At 50.0% G+C, this 17,000-nt stretch carries 15 protein-coding genes and 1 pseudogene; 6 read left to right on the top strand and 10 right to left on the bottom strand.

What is annotated here, in order from left to right:
• Positions 1-44: 44 nt before the first annotated feature.
• A complete protein-coding gene (locus tag BZG78_RS10935) occupies positions 45-1,100 on the top strand; it encodes a hypothetical protein (protein WP_077661218.1) in 1,056 nt (351 codons plus the stop codon).
• A gap of 28 nt (positions 1,101-1,128) precedes the next feature.
• On the opposite strand, the gene BZG78_RS10930 is transcribed toward BZG78_RS10935, so the two are convergent.
• A complete protein-coding gene (locus BZG78_RS10930) occupies positions 1,129-2,022 on the bottom strand; it encodes a LysR family transcriptional regulator (protein WP_021023959.1) in 894 nt (297 codons plus the stop codon).
• Between the two features lie 180 nt (positions 2,023-2,202).
• Here BZG78_RS10930 and budA point away from each other — a divergent pair, with 180 nt between their 5' ends.
• From budA to BZG78_RS10915, 3 genes are all read left to right on the top strand, one after another.
• Positions 2,203-2,979, top strand: coding sequence for an acetolactate decarboxylase (gene budA / locus BZG78_RS10925; protein ID WP_077661217.1), 777 nt, complete (start codon positions 2,203-2,205; stop codon positions 2,977-2,979).
• A 41-nt stretch (positions 2,980-3,020) separates the two neighbouring features.
• On the top strand, positions 3,021-4,703 hold the full coding sequence (gene alsS / locus BZG78_RS10920; protein WP_077661216.1) for an acetolactate synthase AlsS: 1,683 nt from the start codon (positions 3,021-3,023) through the stop codon (positions 4,701-4,703).
• A 138-nt stretch (positions 4,704-4,841) separates the two neighbouring features.
• Positions 4,842-5,951 (top strand): glycerol dehydrogenase, encoded by a 1,110-nt coding sequence (locus tag BZG78_RS10915; RefSeq protein ID WP_077661215.1) that lies wholly within the window; start codon positions 4,842-4,844, stop codon positions 5,949-5,951.
• Positions 5,952-6,033: 82 nt separating this feature from the next.
• Here BZG78_RS10915 and yqfB read toward each other — a convergent pair whose 3' ends face one another.
• From yqfB to BZG78_RS10885, 6 genes are all read right to left on the bottom strand, one after another.
• Positions 6,034-6,348 (bottom strand): N(4)-acetylcytidine aminohydrolase, encoded by a 315-nt coding sequence (yqfB, locus tag BZG78_RS10910; RefSeq protein WP_077461063.1) that lies wholly within the window; start codon positions 6,346-6,348, stop codon positions 6,034-6,036.
• 93 nt (positions 6,349-6,441) lie between these two features.
• On the bottom strand, positions 6,442-7,809 hold the full coding sequence (gene dcuC / locus BZG78_RS10905) for an anaerobic C4-dicarboxylate transporter DcuC (protein WP_021023954.1): 1,368 nt from the start codon (positions 7,807-7,809) through the stop codon (positions 6,442-6,444).
• Positions 7,810-7,983: 174 nt separating this feature from the next.
• Entirely contained in the window at positions 7,984-10,167 is a 2,184-nt protein-coding gene (gene katG, locus BZG78_RS10900) for a catalase/peroxidase HPI (RefSeq protein WP_077661214.1), read from the bottom strand.
• 194 nt (positions 10,168-10,361) lie between these two features.
• Positions 10,362-10,760 (bottom strand): VOC family protein, encoded by a 399-nt coding sequence (locus tag BZG78_RS10895; protein ID WP_021023952.1) that lies wholly within the window; start codon positions 10,758-10,760, stop codon positions 10,362-10,364.
• Between the two features lie 290 nt (positions 10,761-11,050).
• Positions 11,051-11,926, bottom strand: coding sequence for a U32 family peptidase (locus BZG78_RS10890; protein ID WP_077647066.1), 876 nt, complete (start codon positions 11,924-11,926; stop codon positions 11,051-11,053).
• A gap of 9 nt (positions 11,927-11,935) precedes the next feature.
• Positions 11,936-12,931 carry a peptidase U32 family protein gene (locus BZG78_RS10885; RefSeq protein WP_077661213.1) on the bottom strand — a complete coding sequence of 332 codons (996 nt, stop codon included), beginning with the start codon at positions 12,929-12,931 and terminating at the stop codon, positions 11,936-11,938.
• Between the two features lie 219 nt (positions 12,932-13,150).
• Between BZG78_RS10885 and BZG78_RS10880 the strand changes: the two genes are divergently transcribed.
• Positions 13,151-13,657, top strand: coding sequence for an SCP2 sterol-binding domain-containing protein (locus BZG78_RS10880; protein ID WP_158011798.1), 507 nt, complete (start codon positions 13,151-13,153; stop codon positions 13,655-13,657).
• A gap of 156 nt (positions 13,658-13,813) precedes the next feature.
• Here BZG78_RS10880 and BZG78_RS10875 read toward each other — a convergent pair.
• Positions 13,814-14,446, bottom strand: a pseudogene (locus tag BZG78_RS10875) (cation transporter); the annotation flags it as partial.
• A gap of 274 nt (positions 14,447-14,720) precedes the next feature.
• Between BZG78_RS10875 and BZG78_RS15420 the strand changes: the two are divergent.
• The gene (locus tag BZG78_RS15420) at positions 14,721-14,867 is read left to right on the top strand and encodes a hypothetical protein (protein WP_021023946.1); all 147 of its coding nucleotides are present in this window, start codon (positions 14,721-14,723) and stop codon (positions 14,865-14,867) included.
• Between the two features lie 21 nt (positions 14,868-14,888).
• Here BZG78_RS15420 and BZG78_RS10870 read toward each other — a convergent pair whose 3' ends face one another.
• Complete coding sequence (locus BZG78_RS10870) at positions 14,889-15,815, bottom strand: putative sulfate exporter family transporter (protein WP_077461055.1); 927 nt, start codon at positions 15,813-15,815, stop codon at positions 14,889-14,891.
• A gap of 251 nt (positions 15,816-16,066) precedes the next feature.
• Positions 16,067-16,945, bottom strand: a complete 879-nt coding sequence (locus tag BZG78_RS10865; protein WP_021023944.1) for a LysR family transcriptional regulator — start codon at positions 16,943-16,945, stop codon at positions 16,067-16,069.
• Between the last annotated feature and the right edge of the window lie 55 nt (positions 16,946-17,000).

Genomic DNA, 17,000 nt, shown 5'->3' with positions numbered 1-17,000 from the left:
TCACTCATGATAGTTTGTTCGTTACACGTTAATTAGGGGTTGCAATGACAAGACTGATCCTGGCAGTCACTCTGATAAGTGCTATCGGCATTACCGGCTATTTGTGGCTTGATACACCAGAACCAGCGTCTATGGCGCTGGCGACCAACACGATAGTGCGTACCAACGAACAGAGTGCGTCATCATCGAGCCAAACAACAGACGAAGAGGTCACAACGTTCGTACAACAAACCCAACCCACTGAGCCAGATATTGTACCGGTTAGCATGCGAAACTCGCTTAGCTACATTGCATCGGATTATGCAGAAAAAATCCAACATCCGCCTTATTCAATACCCATCGCCTCGCCGCAAAGCCCTTATTTGCACTGGAATCGGCATATCAGTACACCCGTTCCTATACTTGATGGCACCGAGAAAGCAGCGCTCAAATTAAGTCAATACCGCTATTTTTATCCCAAGCCGATACAAGCGTCATTGGTTGCCTCTTTACCTGTTAATCAAACCGTCTTAGAGATTATTGATGTCAGGACCAACCAGGTGATTGAGACAAAGACCGTGTCGGGAGACACATGGCAGATTGAGCCAGACGAAAGCTGGCCGATGGAGTTACGTCTCAAGGCGATCCTAGACTTTGATTCTGGGCATGATGTGCTCACTGCCGATTTTAGGCTATATCAGCCGATTGCCCAGTTAGCGCAAATAAACCCTGTCTTTGGTCGTGATGCCGATATGATTATCCCTTTACAACTTAATGTCGATAAGGGCGGAATCTATCGTTTTCGCGCCAATCTGTTCACCCAAAACGACGAACCCGTTGCGTTTCTCACCACCAAAAAACGGCTTCAGGAAGGCGATCACACTGTTGAATTAAAAGCGTTTAAGCAAACGTTACTCGGCTTCGATAAGCAGTGGCAGCTAAAAAATATCGTGATTGAACGCATGTCAGGCTCCCCCGGCGAACGAGCACAATTTGGTATCACTCCGAAAGACACCTATTCATTGGGCGTCTTTGACATTGACCAATTATCGGACACACCCTATCAAATGTCCGAGCAAGAGCGTATGCAACTCGAATTTTTACAACACGCCGCACGTTAGCGTTGAACACGATGACGATCTGGGTGGCTTACTGAGCATTCGCCCATTCGCGTGCCGTTGCAATACAGCGACGCACCACTTGGGCAGTATTCGTGCGTTGCCAAGCCAGCACCACTTGGCTACTCAAAGGCATCTGTGCCAGCGACAGCACAGACACGTGGTCGCTCAACTGGGTGGTTAGCGAAGCGGGAACCAAGGCCACGCCAAAACCCGCGGATACCATTGCGGTTGCGGAATGGAGTTGTGGCGCAAGCGATGCAGAAGATGGTGTCAATCCTGCGCTTTTTAATGCATCAGATAACGCGTCATGGAGCCCAGGCCCGATATCACGAGGGAAGAGAATGATCGGATCATTGCCGAGCTGTGACAACGTCACGCTGTGACATGTCGCGAGAGGATGGTCAGCCGCGACAACCAGTTTAAAGGGATCATCAAATAAGGCGGTATGCGCCACATGTTCACTGGCATAACAAGGCAAACGTAAGAAAGCTAAATCCACCTCTTGTTGACGAAGTGTTTCCACTAATGATGGCATGGGCTGCTCGACCGGCTGAAAGTCGATATCGGGATGATGTTCTTGTAACCCTCGCACCAGCGCTAACACTTGTTGGCTGACGACCGTCGAGCTGGCAAAACCGAGGCGTATTTGATTACGTTCCCCGCGGGCAACCTGCTTTGTGCGCTGCACGGCTTGATCTAACTGACTGAGAATTTTTACCGCATCTTGATAAAGCACCGCTCCTGCTGGTGTCAACGACACACCTCGCGGTAGGCGCTCTAATAAGGGCACACCTATCTCTTGTTCTAGCTTTTTAATTTGCTGGCTCAGTGGCGGCTGAGCAATACCCAGTTTCTCAGCCGCGCGCGTAAAGTGCTGACACTCGGCCACTGTGACGAAATACCGTAAATACCTAAACTCCATCGTCATGCCTTAATGCTGCGCATTATCAACTGTTTGGATTCAATATCTTACCACGTTTTCCATGTGCCATATCTTTTAGATATCAAAACCAACGTTATTTGTATTGGTGTCTCCTTCTTCAACCTCGCATCATCAAGATTCGGTTTTAACCTAACTGACTTCGGTTTATAAGGACGCTTTATGAGCACCCAAACCTGCCACTGTGCAGAACATGTCGCCGCCGCCTATCTCAAGCATCACCAACAAACAGGAGAAGGTGAGATTTATCAAACCTCATTGATGAGTGCCTTGATTGATGGCGTGTATGAGGGCGAGACCACCATGGCCGACCTGCTCGAGCATGGCGACTTTGGCCTAGGGACCTTTAACCAATTGGACGGTGAACTCATCGCCTTTGATCAGACGATTTTTCAACTACGCGGCGATGGCTCGGCAAGGCGCGCGGATCCTGAGCAAAAAACACCATTCGCCGTTATGACCTTTTTCAAACCAGACATTACACAACAGTTTGATCATCCCATGTCGCGCCAAGAGCTGCACGACGTAATCGACACACTGGTACCAAGTGACAATCTGTTCTGTGCCGTTCGAATTGATGGTGCCTTCGAGCATGTGCGTACGCGCACCGTGCCCAAGCAAACACCGCCATACAAGCCCATGCTCGAGGCCATCGGTGCCCAGCCAGAATTTCGTTTTGATCACGTTAATGGCGTAATTGCTGGTTTCCGTAGCCCGCAATATACCCAGGGCATCAATGTCGCAGGCTATCACGAGCACTTTATCACTGACACTCGCGCAGGCGGCGGCCATGTCCAAGACTACGAGTTGGCATGCGGCACCTTGCAAATCGGCCGCGTCTCCAAGTTGGTGATTGACCTCCCCACCAACGCGGAATTTTTGGGCGCGAACTTAACACCAGACAATATTCACGCCGCTATCGAACAAGCAGAAAAATAATATCACCTCCCATAGGGAGCTAACCTCACGAGGAGCCCAACATGACAACAACAACGCATTGGGACACAGGCGCACAACTGGTCGCAACCCACTTAGAACGCCAAGGCGTCGAGTATATTTTTGGTATACCTGGCGCAAAAATTGATCGCCTCTTTGATGCGATTGAAGATACCAATATCAAAATGATCCCGGTCCGCCATGAGGCGAATGGCGCCTTTATGGCCGGTGTTATTGGCCGCTTAACCGGTAAAGCGGGCGTCACCATGGCAACGTCCGGCCCGGGCTGCACGAACCTGGTGACTGGACTGGCGACTGCTAATTCTGAAGGCGATCCTGTGGTTGCTTTAGGTGGTGCGGTGAAACGTGCCGATCAACAAAAACAAACCCACCAAAGCCTAGATACCGTCAGCATTTTCAATTCGGTTACCAAATACAGTGCCGAAGTCCAAGCCGGTTCAGCGACCTCTGAAATCCTTGCCAACGCTTTTCGTGCAGCGGAAAGCGGTCGCCCGGGTGCCGCGTTTGTCAGTTTACCTATGGATATTCTTAACCAACCGGTCGACAGTGGTGTGCTCGCGCCTTCATTCCCGGCACCATTAGGGATGGCTGAGACGCGCTCTATCCGCGAAGCGGCCAACAAAATCAAAGCGGCGCATAATCCGGTATTCTTACTGGGGTTACAAGCCAGCCGTCCTGAAAATGCCGCAGCTATTCGCGCCCTACTCAATCGTACCCAGCTTCCCGTCATCGGGACCTATCAGGCTGCTGGTACCGTCGACATCACCTACTATCAGCGCTTTGCGGGTCGGGTCGGCTTATTTAATAATCAGCCCGGTGATCTCTTGTTAGCGAACGCTGATCTGATCGTCACCATTGGTTTTGGCCCAATTGAATATGATCCAGAGCTTTGGAACACGCAACACACCGATATTGTCCATATCGATGTGGCACCAGCAGAAATTGAGCACTATTACCGCCCTAGCGTGGAGCTCGTTGGCCAGATTGAGCCCACCCTTAATGCGCTCACCGAACAACTCGACCATCAATGGCTGATGCCCGCATCAACAGTTGATTTACTTGAAGAAGTGGCTCACCAGCGCCAAGCTATTCGAGCATACAGTCGTTCACACCAAGATTTTGCCATGCATCCACTGCATTTGATTAAAGCCATGCAGGATGTGATCACTCCAGACACCACCTTGTGCTTAGACATGGGCAGCTTCCATATTTGGATTGCGCGCTATCTTAATTGCTTCCGCTCTCGGCAACTATTGGTCTCTAATGGCCAACAAACCATGGGCGTCGCCTTGCCGTGGGGAATTGGCGCGAGCTTGCTCAACCCCGACCGTAAAGTGGTGTCCGTGTCCGGAGACGGTGGATTTATGCAATCAAGTATGGAGCTAGAAACGGCAGTGCGTCTCAAGTGTAACTTGCTGCACATCATCTGGGTCGATAACGCCTATAACATGGTGGAAATGCAGGAAGTTAAAAAGTACCAGCGTTATTCAGGGGTGAAATTTGGTCCGATTGATTTTAAAGCCTATGCCGAATCCTTTGGCGCCAAGGGCTATGCGGTCACACGACAAGAAGATTTAGTCACCCAACTTAAACAAGCCATAGATACTCAAGGCCCAGCTGTTATCGCCATTCCTGTGGACTACAGCGACAACTTTAAGCTGATGGCCCCCCGAGAAGCCGGCAGCATGGATCCGGTATTTGCTTAATAGATAACGCATTGGATAAAACATGCCGCTCAGAAAGTTATTAATATTCGATTTAGATCAAATACTTATTCTATGAAACTGCGTAATCTTATATATCTCTTAGTATAAAGAAACTTTACGATAACAATGGAGCTCATTATGGCAACGACCCCTCGCACGGTAACGTCTCCGAAACAATTCATCATTGGTACAGGCTTACTCGCACAATTGCCGGAAAGCGTTCAAGACTTTGGTTCTAACGCGTATATTATTTGTGATGAGTTCTTTCTCGATCAAGTTAGCCAAACCTCACTGCCTGCCATTGAGCGCGCAGAGGGCTTGGCGGCCCATGTTGAGAAATTTCAGTACGAATGTACCCAGCAAGAAATTGACCGTAACCTCGGTATCGCTGAACAGCAAAAAGCCAATGTGATCGTCGGTATTGGTGGAGGTAAAACCCTCGATTGCGCCAAAGCCGTCGCGTACGAGCGAAAAGTACCGGTTATTTTATATCCCACTATCGCCTCAACCGATGCTCCTTGCACCGCCTTGTCAGTGATCTACAAACCTGACGGTGAGTTTGACCGCTACTTATTCTTGCCACAAAACCCAGATGCGGTGATTGCCGATACGGGTATTATTGCCAATGCGCCAGCACGCTTCTTTGCGGCGGGTGTAGGCGATGCGTTGGCTACCTATTTTGAAGCACGCGCCTGTTATCGTGCCGACGGCGTTAACTTGGTCCAAAAGCGCCCCTCTCGCACTGGTCTTGGCCTCGCTCAGCTTTGCTATGAGTTACTCAGCGAAAACATTGATGCCGCCATGGACGCACTAGCCAGTAAAGTAAGCACGCCAGCACTTGAGCAAATGATCGAAGCAACAATTTATCTAAGTGGTGTGGGCGCAGAAGCTGGCGGTCTCGCCGCCGCGCACGCCGTAAATAATGGGATGACCGCCGTGGCTGATTTGCACCATGCCCAGCACGGTGAAAAAGTCGTCTTTGGGTTGTTGACGCAATTGGTACTGGAAAACGCCCCTAAAGATGAAATTAATAATGTGGTTAGAATTATCAAAACAGCGGGTTTACCACTCACGCTAGAGCAAATGGGACTAAAAACCTTTATTGAAGAAGAGTGGCGTGAAGTTGCGCGTATCGCTTGTGCAGAAGGTGACACCATGGGCAATATGCCAATGACGGTCAGCGAAGAGGATGTCTATCACGCCATGTTAGCCGCGAATAATATGGCAAAACGTTACTCAGCGGCCTAAACCTATCAGTCAACTGACTCACCAAGCGTCCGTTTATCGGGCGCTTTTTTAATGGCGCGCTACGACGAACAAGCGCGAACTGTTAAGCCAGATGAAAATCAATCACAAACAACGGGGGACGCGCTGGATAGATTTGCAAAATCAGCGCCTTCAGCTCGGTAAGCGACATCCCCTCTTGTTCAGCATGACGGGCATTAATGTCCTCGAACGCTAGCGGAGCAACGCTGTCGATCACAATGTCACATACATAATGATCAGTTTCTAGCTGATGCACCGCGACGCGCGAACCGGGTTGATAGTGACTTTCAGATTCATCGCGAATGGTGATGGTTTTAACACCAGCGGCCACCATGGGCGTTAAGGTGGAGAAAAAGGTGATTTTGGTCGGGGCAGTCATGTTGTTTGCTTCCAAAACTGTATTGGTCTATGGTGCGATACGATTAAAAACGCCCGCGAGCACTTGCACGCGAGCGTTTCATGCCTTGCGACGTTACGCCATCATCGGCACCAATACAAGGGTGCCAATAATCACGGTAATTAACCCGCAGAGGACCGGCACCGAGGTGCGCTTAACCACCTCAAACGGGCTGAGTTTTGCCATCCCAGATGTCGCCACAATCACTCCAGACACCGGCGATATGGTTCGGCCTAAGTTAGAGGCTTGCAGCATAGGGATAATCAAAAATGCAGGATTGAGGCCCATTTTCGCTGCCAAAGACGGTGCTAATTCAACAAACGCATAGAAAGGTGCATTTCCAGAGCCAGTGGCAACAGCGGCTGCGACGGTGAGTAAAGTAAGCAGCATCATCAATGCAATACCGCCTGCCCCAGCGCTTTCTGCTAAGCCGAGTAAGTTGTCAATCGCACCAATTGACATAAGGCCTTGTGCAAATACCCCTGCAGCGACTAACAGCATCACCACGCCTTTAAAGGCATCCGCCATCCCTTCATAACACGCATCCAGATCTTCTAACGTTTTGCGACCATTAAAACGTTTGGTGGCGAAGTCGACGAGCGCACCTAAAAAGATAGAGAGCACCACAATAGTGTAGATATCTAGATAGAGGCCCGGAATGGTTTCACCATTAAATAAAAACACCCCAATGATAGGCAGAAAAGGTAAGGCGGCGTAATAACCTGGCGCGTGAGTTTCTATCTCGGAGACGTCCACACGCTCCATCGGCGTGTTTTCTTTGTTATCCAGGTATTTATTCCAAAAGTACGCCGCGGCGGCCATCACAATAATCGCACAAATAGAGACCGGCAATACGGTTTCGACCGCAAACACGTGGAGCGGTAAGCCTGCTTTTTCCGCTGCAATCACCACATCTCCCGAGGTGGGTGAAAGTATAATCGCTGCAGGAGACGCGCACACTGCAGTCGCGGCGGGACGAGAAATGCCCATCGCAGTCATCATCGGGAATAAGGTAGCCATTAAAAGCACACCTAAGCCAGTTGCAGAGCTGACCGCCAGTGACATCAAACAAGCGACAATGTAGGCTGCAACCAACAACACATAGGGCGACTTGATCACCGACAACGGCTTAGAGAACTGCTTCACCACCACGTTGTTGGCACCAATATGCGACATATAGGCCGCAAAACCACACAGCAACATGATTTGCATCCCGAGGCCGCCACCACGGTATTGCAGCATGTATTTCACATATTCCAGCGAATCAGTAAAAAGATTGCCCGTCGACGTTAATTTAGCCGGCAGAACACTGTGCCCTAATATCCCTGTGATGATCAGTAATATAATCCCTGCGGTCAGCAAAGTGCTTGCAGGACGATAACCTTTGACAATGAAGTAACCCACAGCCACGGTTACAACTAGCCCAATGAGAAGTTCTAGCATAATTCACTCCGCCAGATGGTAAAGATAAAAGAATTGGATGGAATTTACTCAGCTCACTGTACTAAAACCCTGCCTGTAGCACGACAACAACCGAGCCCTGACTTGATTTAAGACAAATAAAAAGCCGCCTATCAATGAAAGGCGGCTTGGTGATCACAATTTGTAACGATTAAATCATTGCTTAGCGACCAGATCAAAACGATCAGCGTTCATCACCTTCACCCACGCTGCAACAAAATCGTGCACAAACTTGGTTTGATTATCATCTTGCGCGTAGAACTCTGCATAGGCGCGTAAAATGGCGTTAGAGCCAAACACTAAGTCGACGCGGCTCGCCGTCCACTTCACTGCCCCCGAATTACGCTCAATGATCTCATAGCGGTTACGGCCGACAGGTTTCCACTGATACGCCATGTCCGTCAGGTTGACGAAAAAGTCATGACTCAGCTCACCGACCCGATCGGTAAATACGCCTTCCGGGGCACTACCATAGTTGGTGCCAAGCACACGCATACCACCCAGTAGTACTGTCATTTCAGGTGCGGTGAGTCCCATCAATTGGGCGCGATCAAGCAAGAGCTCTTCGGGCTGAACGTTGTAATCTTTTTTCAGCCAATTACGGAACCCATCTGCGACCGGCTCTAGTACTTCAAATGAATCCACATCAGTGTGCTCAAGCGTGGCATCACCACGGCCCGGCGCAAACGGTACGTCGACGACCACACCAGCCGCTTTTGCTGATTCTTCAATGCCTTGGTTTCCTGCCAGCACGATGGTGTCAGCGAGACTAATCTGGTGTTTCTGAGCAATATTACTCAGCACGTTGACTACCTTCGCCAGACGCTCCGGCTCGTTCCCCTGCCAGTCTTTTTGCGGTGCTAGGCGAATCCGCGCGCCGTTCGCCCCACCCCGCTTATCGGATTGGCGATAAGTCCGTGCGCTATCCCATGCGGTGGTCACTTTCTCTGCCAACGTCAGGTCACTATTGGCAATATCTGCTTTTACCGCTGCCACGTCATAATCGGTACGTCCTGCAGGCAAGGGATCTTGCCAAATCAAATCCTCACTCGGCACATCTGGGCCGATGTAACGTGACTTGGGCCCCATATCGCGGTGCGTTAATTTAAACCAGGCTTTGGCAAAGACGTCTGCCAGGTAGTCAGGGTCTTGATAAAAGCGTTCAGAGATTTTGCGATAGGCCGGGTCCATTTTGAGTGCCATATCGGCATCGGTCATGATGGGGTTACGACGAATCGAGGGGTCTTCAACATCAACAGGTTTATCTTCTTCTTTGATGTCGATAGGCTCCCACTGCCAGGCACCCGCAGGGCTTTTCTTCAATTCCCACTCATAGTTAAACAGGAGATAAAAGTAGCCGTTATCCCATTGCGTGGGATGGGTAGTCCAAGCCCCTTCAATGCCACTGGTGACCGTATCGCGACCAATGCCACGCGCTTGGTGGTTGTTCCAACCTAAGCCTTGCTCATCAACATCAGCCGCTTCAGGCTCAGGTCCTAATACGCTCGCATCGCCATTACCGTGACATTTACCCACGGTATGGCCACCGGCAGTTAGCGCGACGGTTTCTTCATCGTTCATCGCCATGCGCTCAAACGTGACACGCATATCATGGGCAGTTTTGAGCGGATCGGGATTGCCATCTACCCCTTCAGGGTTAACATAAATCAGCCCCATCATCACCGCCGCCAATGGGTTTTCCAGATCGCGTTCACCAGAGTAGCGGCTGTTCTCAGCATCACTTGGCGCCAGCCATTCTTTCTCTGCGCCCCAATAGGTATCTTTCTCAGGGTGCCAAATGTCTTCACGCCCAAACGCAAACCCATAGGTTTTTAGCCCCATCGATTCATACGCCAGCGTGCCCGCGAGCAAGATCAAATCTGCCCAACTAATTTTGTTGCCGTATTTTTTCTTAATCGGCCATAGAAGGCGACGGGCCTTATCGAGGTTGGCGTTATCCGGCCATGAGTTCAAAGGTGCAAAACGCTGGTTACCTGTTGCGCCGCCACCGCGACCGTCAGCAATGCGATAGCTCCCTGCCGAGTGCCATGCCATGCGGATCATCAATCCGCCGTAATGTCCCCAATCTGCAGGCCACCAAGACTGACTGTCGGTAAGTAGCGACTTAACGTCATTTTTAAGTGCGTCAATATCGAGTGTTTTTAGGGCTGACGGGTAATCAAAATCGTTATCAAACGGCGTTGATTTTGTGTCGTGCTGATGAAGAATGTCGAGGTTAAGTGCATTGGGCCACCAGGTTTTGTGTGCCATCTCTTCCGATGTTGCGCCACCATGCATCACGGGGCATTGACCGCCCGACGTTGAGCGTTGCTGAGACATTGCTTTCTCCTTATGTTTTATCCATCAGTGCGAACGCTAAAACACCTGACTAGGCCGCACTGACGCTATCATTAGTTATTGCTAACTAAACATGAGTAACCTTAATAGACAATCACACAAAGCGCTAATCTGTTATGCCAATAATGTTAATAGCCAATAACTTATGAGCTGATGAGAGACGCGCTAACTCACATTCACCATGCCCATTCGCGATTTTGAAGCACCACACGATAACCATCCAGATCTTCAAAGGTGCAGCCGTCTTTATCCCAATAACTGTTATAACTCGAAACCGGTGTAAATCCGGCCGCTTCGATTTTTTTGCACGCGGCTTGCCATGCCGAGTGATCCGGCAAATAAAAAACCAATAAATTCTCTTGTGAGGGGGCTGGTCCAACATGGGTGCCGCGGTGGTGGGTAAACTCAAGGTGATAATTGTGATGCGGATGACCGATAATGGCACCATCAAAGTCATTGTGGCCAGAGAAGGTCCCGAGCAACTCAAAACCTAATCCTTCACAATACATATTCGTAATATCGGCTAAGTTATCAGTTGGCCGCGCAACCCGCATCACGGTATGTTTATCAATCATTATGTTGGCTCCTTTGGCTTAAAACGCCCGACCGCTTGGCCAGGCGTTGCAAACAGATGCGGCGCATGTTGATGATGCATGTCACCAATTTGTACATTCAGGCAAAATTTACATCCAAGCCCTCAACCGAGGTACGCCCCACCTGCATCCTTGTGTTCCTATCCGAGTGTTGAGTCGCCCTAATTCCCGATAGCCCGATGCAACCATTTAGCTAAGCGATAATAGTAGACAATGCCTTAAAAACCATGTTGATGAAGTGATTCATCGCGCACCTTGAAAGGAAAAGTCAACTACCCGATGACTTGTGCCATGCCCGCCAAATGGTGCCAATAGCCATTGCAATCGTGGTTGAGCGGTTGCGGCTGGGTGCCTGCTTGGTTAGCACGGAATTTGTCTACCCATTGCAAGGTGTCAAGCGACAGTGGGCTTAATCGCACCACGTCCACCAGCCCTTGCATCGACGGTAAATCGTTAACGAGATTGGCGCATTGCCCGGACTGGGTTTGAATGCCGTTCAGCACAAATACCGCTTGACCCTCTTGGGATTCCGTTAACCGTCCATTGGGGTATTTTAGGCAGCACAGCTCGCAGTCATCTTTGGCACGGTTTTCTGAGCGCGCGGTAAAACAGCGTGCCGAATAAGCCAGTGGCAAGTAACCATAGCCAGTGACCTCCACCTCAAACTGGTCGCGAATACCCAGTGCATCACAGCCGTTCAACATATTCACCAACCAATCGCGCGAAAGCTCCACCGGCATCACCCAGCGTGTCATGCCAAGGTCAACAAATTGCTTTAATGTTTGCGGGTTATAGCAATTGATGGCCGCCCCCACCACAAAGGGCTGCCGACGCTCGCTTAAAAATTGCACCGCGCTCACGTCATTCGCTTCAATGCGAATATCATCATTATCACAGTAGCGTTTTAGCATGGTCAGCTCTGAGGGCGCTTCAATCAGCGCCATGGTCGAGAGCACCACTTGTTTACCAGACTCAGCCAGCTCACGCGCGAGCCCGATCCAGTCTTTGGTTTTCAGCTCTCGCCGCTTAGCACAGACGGTTTCGCCGAGATAAATCACATCGGCTTGGCTGTCTGCCGCCGCTTGATAAAAGGCTTCAACCTCAGCCTTGGGCCAGTAATACAGGATTGGCCCGAGAGAAAATTGCATCATAATTCCTTATTGCCACTTGCGATGGTAAGCACCCAAACTGGTTTGCACCCCTTCAGAAAGGCTATCGAGCGAATGCGCCCAATCCGGTGCAATATCAAACGCATCAGGGTTTGCGACACAGCGATCAATCGCTTGACGCCATACCCGTGCAACTTGCTCCACATATGCAGGGCTGCGCTGACGACCTTCGATTTTGACCGATTTGATCCCGGCGCGATAAAGCTCAGGCAGGACACTTAAGGTGTTCAAACTGGTGGGCTCTTCCAGTGCGTGATAGCGGTTGCCGTCGACACAGAAACGACCTTTGCAGAGGGTGGGATACCCCGCTTTTTCGTCGGCTTGATACCGATCAATCAAGACACCATTTAAGCGCGACTCCAGCCCTTGCTCAGTATCTTGCCAGCGCACGAATGCCGCCGGTGAGCAGGCGCCCACGGTATTGGGCGACTGGCCGGTAAGATAAGACGATAAATAGCAGCGCCCTTCGGCCATAATGCACAGGCTGCCGAAGGCAAATACCTCTAAGTCAACATCGGTATCGCGTGCTAGTTGTTTAACCTGATGAATAGACAGCACCCGTGGCAATACTACTCGCTTAACGCCATATTGCTGCTGATAGAAACGGATCGCCCCAGCGTTAGTGGCGGATGCTTGAACAGAAAGGTGTATATCCAAATCGGGATAGGTGTTGGCGGCGTAATCTAAACAGGCCATATCAGCAAGGATCAGTGCATCAGCGCCATTTCCGGCGGCGCTATCAATCGCATATTGCCAGCGGCGCCAACCATCGGGGTGAGCAAAGGTGTTAATGGCAACGTGCAAGTCTTTGCCGTGGTCATGCACATACTGACTGGCACGCTGCAATTTGCTGTCGGTGAAGTTCAGCCCAGCAAAATGGCGCGCATTGGTATCATCTTTTAAGCCGACATACACCGCATCGGCGCCATGCTCGATCGCTTTTTTAACCGCCGGAATATTGCCCGCCGGACAAAGGAGCTCCATAACATTGCATTCCATTTTATGATTGTCCGGCTAAGATAAGGGCGTTGCCAGTGTGGGGGGTTGATATGTATCAAGCTCACTTCCCCATGAGGATAAAAATCGCGATAAATGACGCTGTTGCCACAAAAATCCTCCTCATTTTTGACTCGGATCCAATGGCAGCGCCTCCAACCTCGCTACTCTAGTGGTACTCAACCATTGGCACCAAAGGAAAGCCAAATGCTCGTTAACCCAATCACACAACAACCCCTTGCTCTGCCACTGCCTCAGCCCAATCTGATTACACCAGGCCTAAAAGCGATCACTCAGTTACCACAAGGGCTACAGGCCCAGGTGTTGACTAAATTGATGAATACCGCTTTTGCCGTGCCGCTGGCGGAGGAAGAGTTCGACTTTCTTGCTGGCCGTACCATTCGCATTGGTTTGCGCGATCTCAAAGCGAATTGGTTCGTGTCGCTCAACGAAGACAACCAATTATTGGTGCGCTTGTCTGGGGAGGAAGACGCCAGTATCGAGGGAGATTGGTTAGCGTTTTTGAAAATGGCGACTCACTATTGCGATCCGGATACGCTGTTTTTCCAGCGCCAACTCAGTATCAGTGGTGATACCGAACTCGGGCTGCATGTGAAAAACCTGCTTGATAGCCTCGAAATCGACACCCTACCCAAGCCGCTGGCACGCTCACTGACGTTAAGCCATCACTACCTCACTAAACTCGCGTTGTAGTGACTTGGCTATTCGGACGGGTGCACGACAGGCTGCTGATAACGGTGCGATAGATATACCGCCTAGATGGCATAAAGAGGCGGCTGATTGCCGCCATATGTATTGCAGTTAAACTGTCATCGTTCGGGTGCGATACCACTTTACCGTGACAGGTGCGAGCTCTTTTAACGCGTTACGCACCATGATGAACGGCACTTTGATAAAGTAGAACGACATCAATACCATCATCATAGGGTCCGCATAAACCGCATAATCCGACCAAGGTGAATGCGCCACTAACCAAGCACCTAAAAAGCCTAAGGTGACTGCGAGACTTAATAAGGTGTCCATTTGCCACTGGCGCGATTCCGCCTCCACCAACTGGCTTTGCCCTGCTTGATTTTTACGCGCAATCATCCACCATCCGTAACCGCAACCCTCCACGTTGACGATACCAATTAACACCGCCAATGACGGATTAACCGCACGTCCGCCCTCGACCAAGGATGATACCGCTTCGTAAAGGGAATAACTCACCAACAGCATAATCACGGCACCTTTAATGGCGACAACAAGCGGAGTGAGCAGCGCACGTGTGATCGGCCTCGCATAGCGCGAGTGGATATACCATGACGCGCCCAGTGACAACAAAGTTAACACTAGGCTAATCAACGAGTAGATACCGTCGAACATAATCACTAAAGAGCCAGCAAACCACCCGACCGCCAGGCCAGCGATGGCAAACCCCAATGCGAGAAGGGCCGAAAACACTAAGACTGACTTTTCATTGATCACGTTTTGAGGAGACATAAAACACCAAAAGTAGAAAACACGCACACATTCTTGGTGCTACTGCGCCGCTTTACAAATGCGAACTTGCTGGCGTTTTCATCATCCCGTTGAGTGGAAAATGAAAGGCATTTAATTTCAATAATTTATAAAAAAAATCAACTGTCAGTATTTTTGACACTCAGTGTCNGTCCTAAACACATTTTAGTTATGAGATAGCGCAAAATCGCATTTTGCTCTTATATAACTATTGCGCATACTAAACGCACATTTATATTCTTTATGGACTAAGAAAATGAGGAAAGGTATTTTGCTTGCTGCCATTACCTTGCAGCTTTTTCTCGCAGTGACCAGCACGGGATGGTGGCAGTTTGCTGCGGCACTCAGTGCTTTTTTATTGGTCGCGGTACTCCGTTTGCCTCAGGACACACCGCACGAGTGATCCTGAAGCAAAACCGGACAACTAAGCAGCAAAGAGCAGCCAAGCAAGCGACGAGCAAGAGATAATCACCCATAGCGCAATGCCAAAAAACAGGGGCTTGGGGCCTGCGGCACGTAGCTGGGCGATAGAGATACTGCAGCCTATCAAGAACAAGCACACCACCAACACTTGCTTAGCCACCGCGAAAATCACATCGTAAATCGGTTGTGCTTGCACAAACACATCACTGATGCCGATAGCTAAGCAATAAAAGACAATAAAAAATGGAATAGTGATTTTTTTGGCGTGACTACGAAACATCAGTGCACTGACAAAGGCGACAGGCACAATCCATAATGCACGTGCAAGCTTGAGTGTCGTGGCGGTGGTTAATGCTTGCTCACCATAGGCAGACGCCGCCCCCACCACCGATGATGTATCGTGAATCGCGATCGCCGCCCAAGTCCCAAAGGTATGCTGATCAAGCCCTAACGCATGCCCAATCATCGGAAATACAAACAGCGCTAGCGAGTTCAGTACAAACACGGTGCCCAGCGCGAGGCCAATTTGTTCATCATCGGCATTGATGGCGGGCGAGACGGCCGCGATGGCACTGCCGCCACAAATAGCTGTTCCCGAGGCAATTAAATGACCCGTTTTTCGATCCAACCCGATCAGCTTGGCCAGTATCGTGCCAAACACCAGAGTGCCCGTAATGGTGGCAATAATCAGCCCTATCCCGTCGCCGGTAACCGCCAACGCCTCTTGCAAAGGAATACCAAACCCCAGTCCAACGATAGAGTACGCGAGGAGCTTTTTAGTGATCTTAGTGAGCGGTAATCCGCTGGGTACCCCGCCCAAAGACGTAAGTAAAAAACCGAGTACTAAAGCGATGGGCGAAGTGACCCAGGGGGTTAAGCACGCGAGGACCGCGAGAGAAAAAGGCAGATAACGAAGATAGGCAGTCATAATTAGGCTCGATGACAATAAGTGGGCTAGATGAAAATAAGTAGGCTCGATGAAAACAAGTAGGCTCGATGAAAACAAGTAAGCTCGATGACAATCAGCCGGGTTGATGAAATCAAGTGCAAGCATTCTAGCGCTATGTGTGCGCTCAGAAAATCTTAAACTTTTTCGAGTCAGTTAAAAACGCCCGAAAAAGCAGCCTAAGACAATGATATAAATCACTTTTAATAGACGATTTAGAAATTAAACAAGATCTAGAAATCAAACAAATAGTTAGTAATGCTATCGTTCAGCCATTGGATCCCAGGGTGTTCGGCCATACCAGACGCCGTAAACAGGCAATAGTCTTCTTGCGTGAGGCCGTAAGTATGCTTGATCACAGCCAAGCGCTGCTCGCGGAGATGTTTGCGGATCAGCGGCTCAGGTAGCACGCCCCATGCCTCTTCTTGCAAAATGGTATTGAGCATATATTCAAAGCTAGAAAAGCCAATATAGCGGCGTGAGAAGGGTTGAAGCTCGGGATTGTCTTTTTCGTTGAGGTAGACCATTACCGCTTGCATGGCGTTACGTAGTTGATCATCACTGACCCGACGTAGTCGACTCAACGGATGCTCACTGTTACATACAGACATCATGCGAATTTTACCCAGCGGTTGGTAGTTGATACGTGGGTCGTCAATACGCTCGTAATCGACCCCAAACGCAAAGTCGACTTGTTGGGTTTCAACCAAGTTGGCCAAATCACCGCTCGAGGCCAGCACAAGGTTAAAGGAGGTCGCGGTAAAGCGCTTGTTAAGCTGATGGGCCCAATCCTGCCAAAGTTGATCGGGAATGGCATCATCACGCGCGATCCATACTTCGGCATTAAATCCCGCGTTCGCTTGCTCGCAAGTACGGCGAATACGCGCCGCCGTGACCGATATGCTCTCGAAATCTTTGTACACAGCTTTGCCGATTTCCGACAGTGTTAGACGGTTACCGGTGCGATAGAACAATTCGGCGTTAAGTGATTGTTCTAGCGCTTTAATCGCCATACTTAAACGTGAGCGATTCACATCCAGTTGACGTGCTGCTTCAGACACTGATCCGGTGTCTGCCACTGCACAAAACGCATCAATTTGGGTTAGATTCATGCCGCCCTCCTCGCGCTATCCTACCGGAGCACGGCAAAGACACAAGCAATAAAGG

Source organism: Salinivibrio sp. MA351, assembly GCF_001996065.1.
GTDB classification, from domain to species: domain Bacteria; phylum Pseudomonadota; class Gammaproteobacteria; order Enterobacterales; family Vibrionaceae; genus Salinivibrio; species Salinivibrio costicola.
This window is presented reverse-complemented; position numbering and strand designations above follow the sequence as displayed.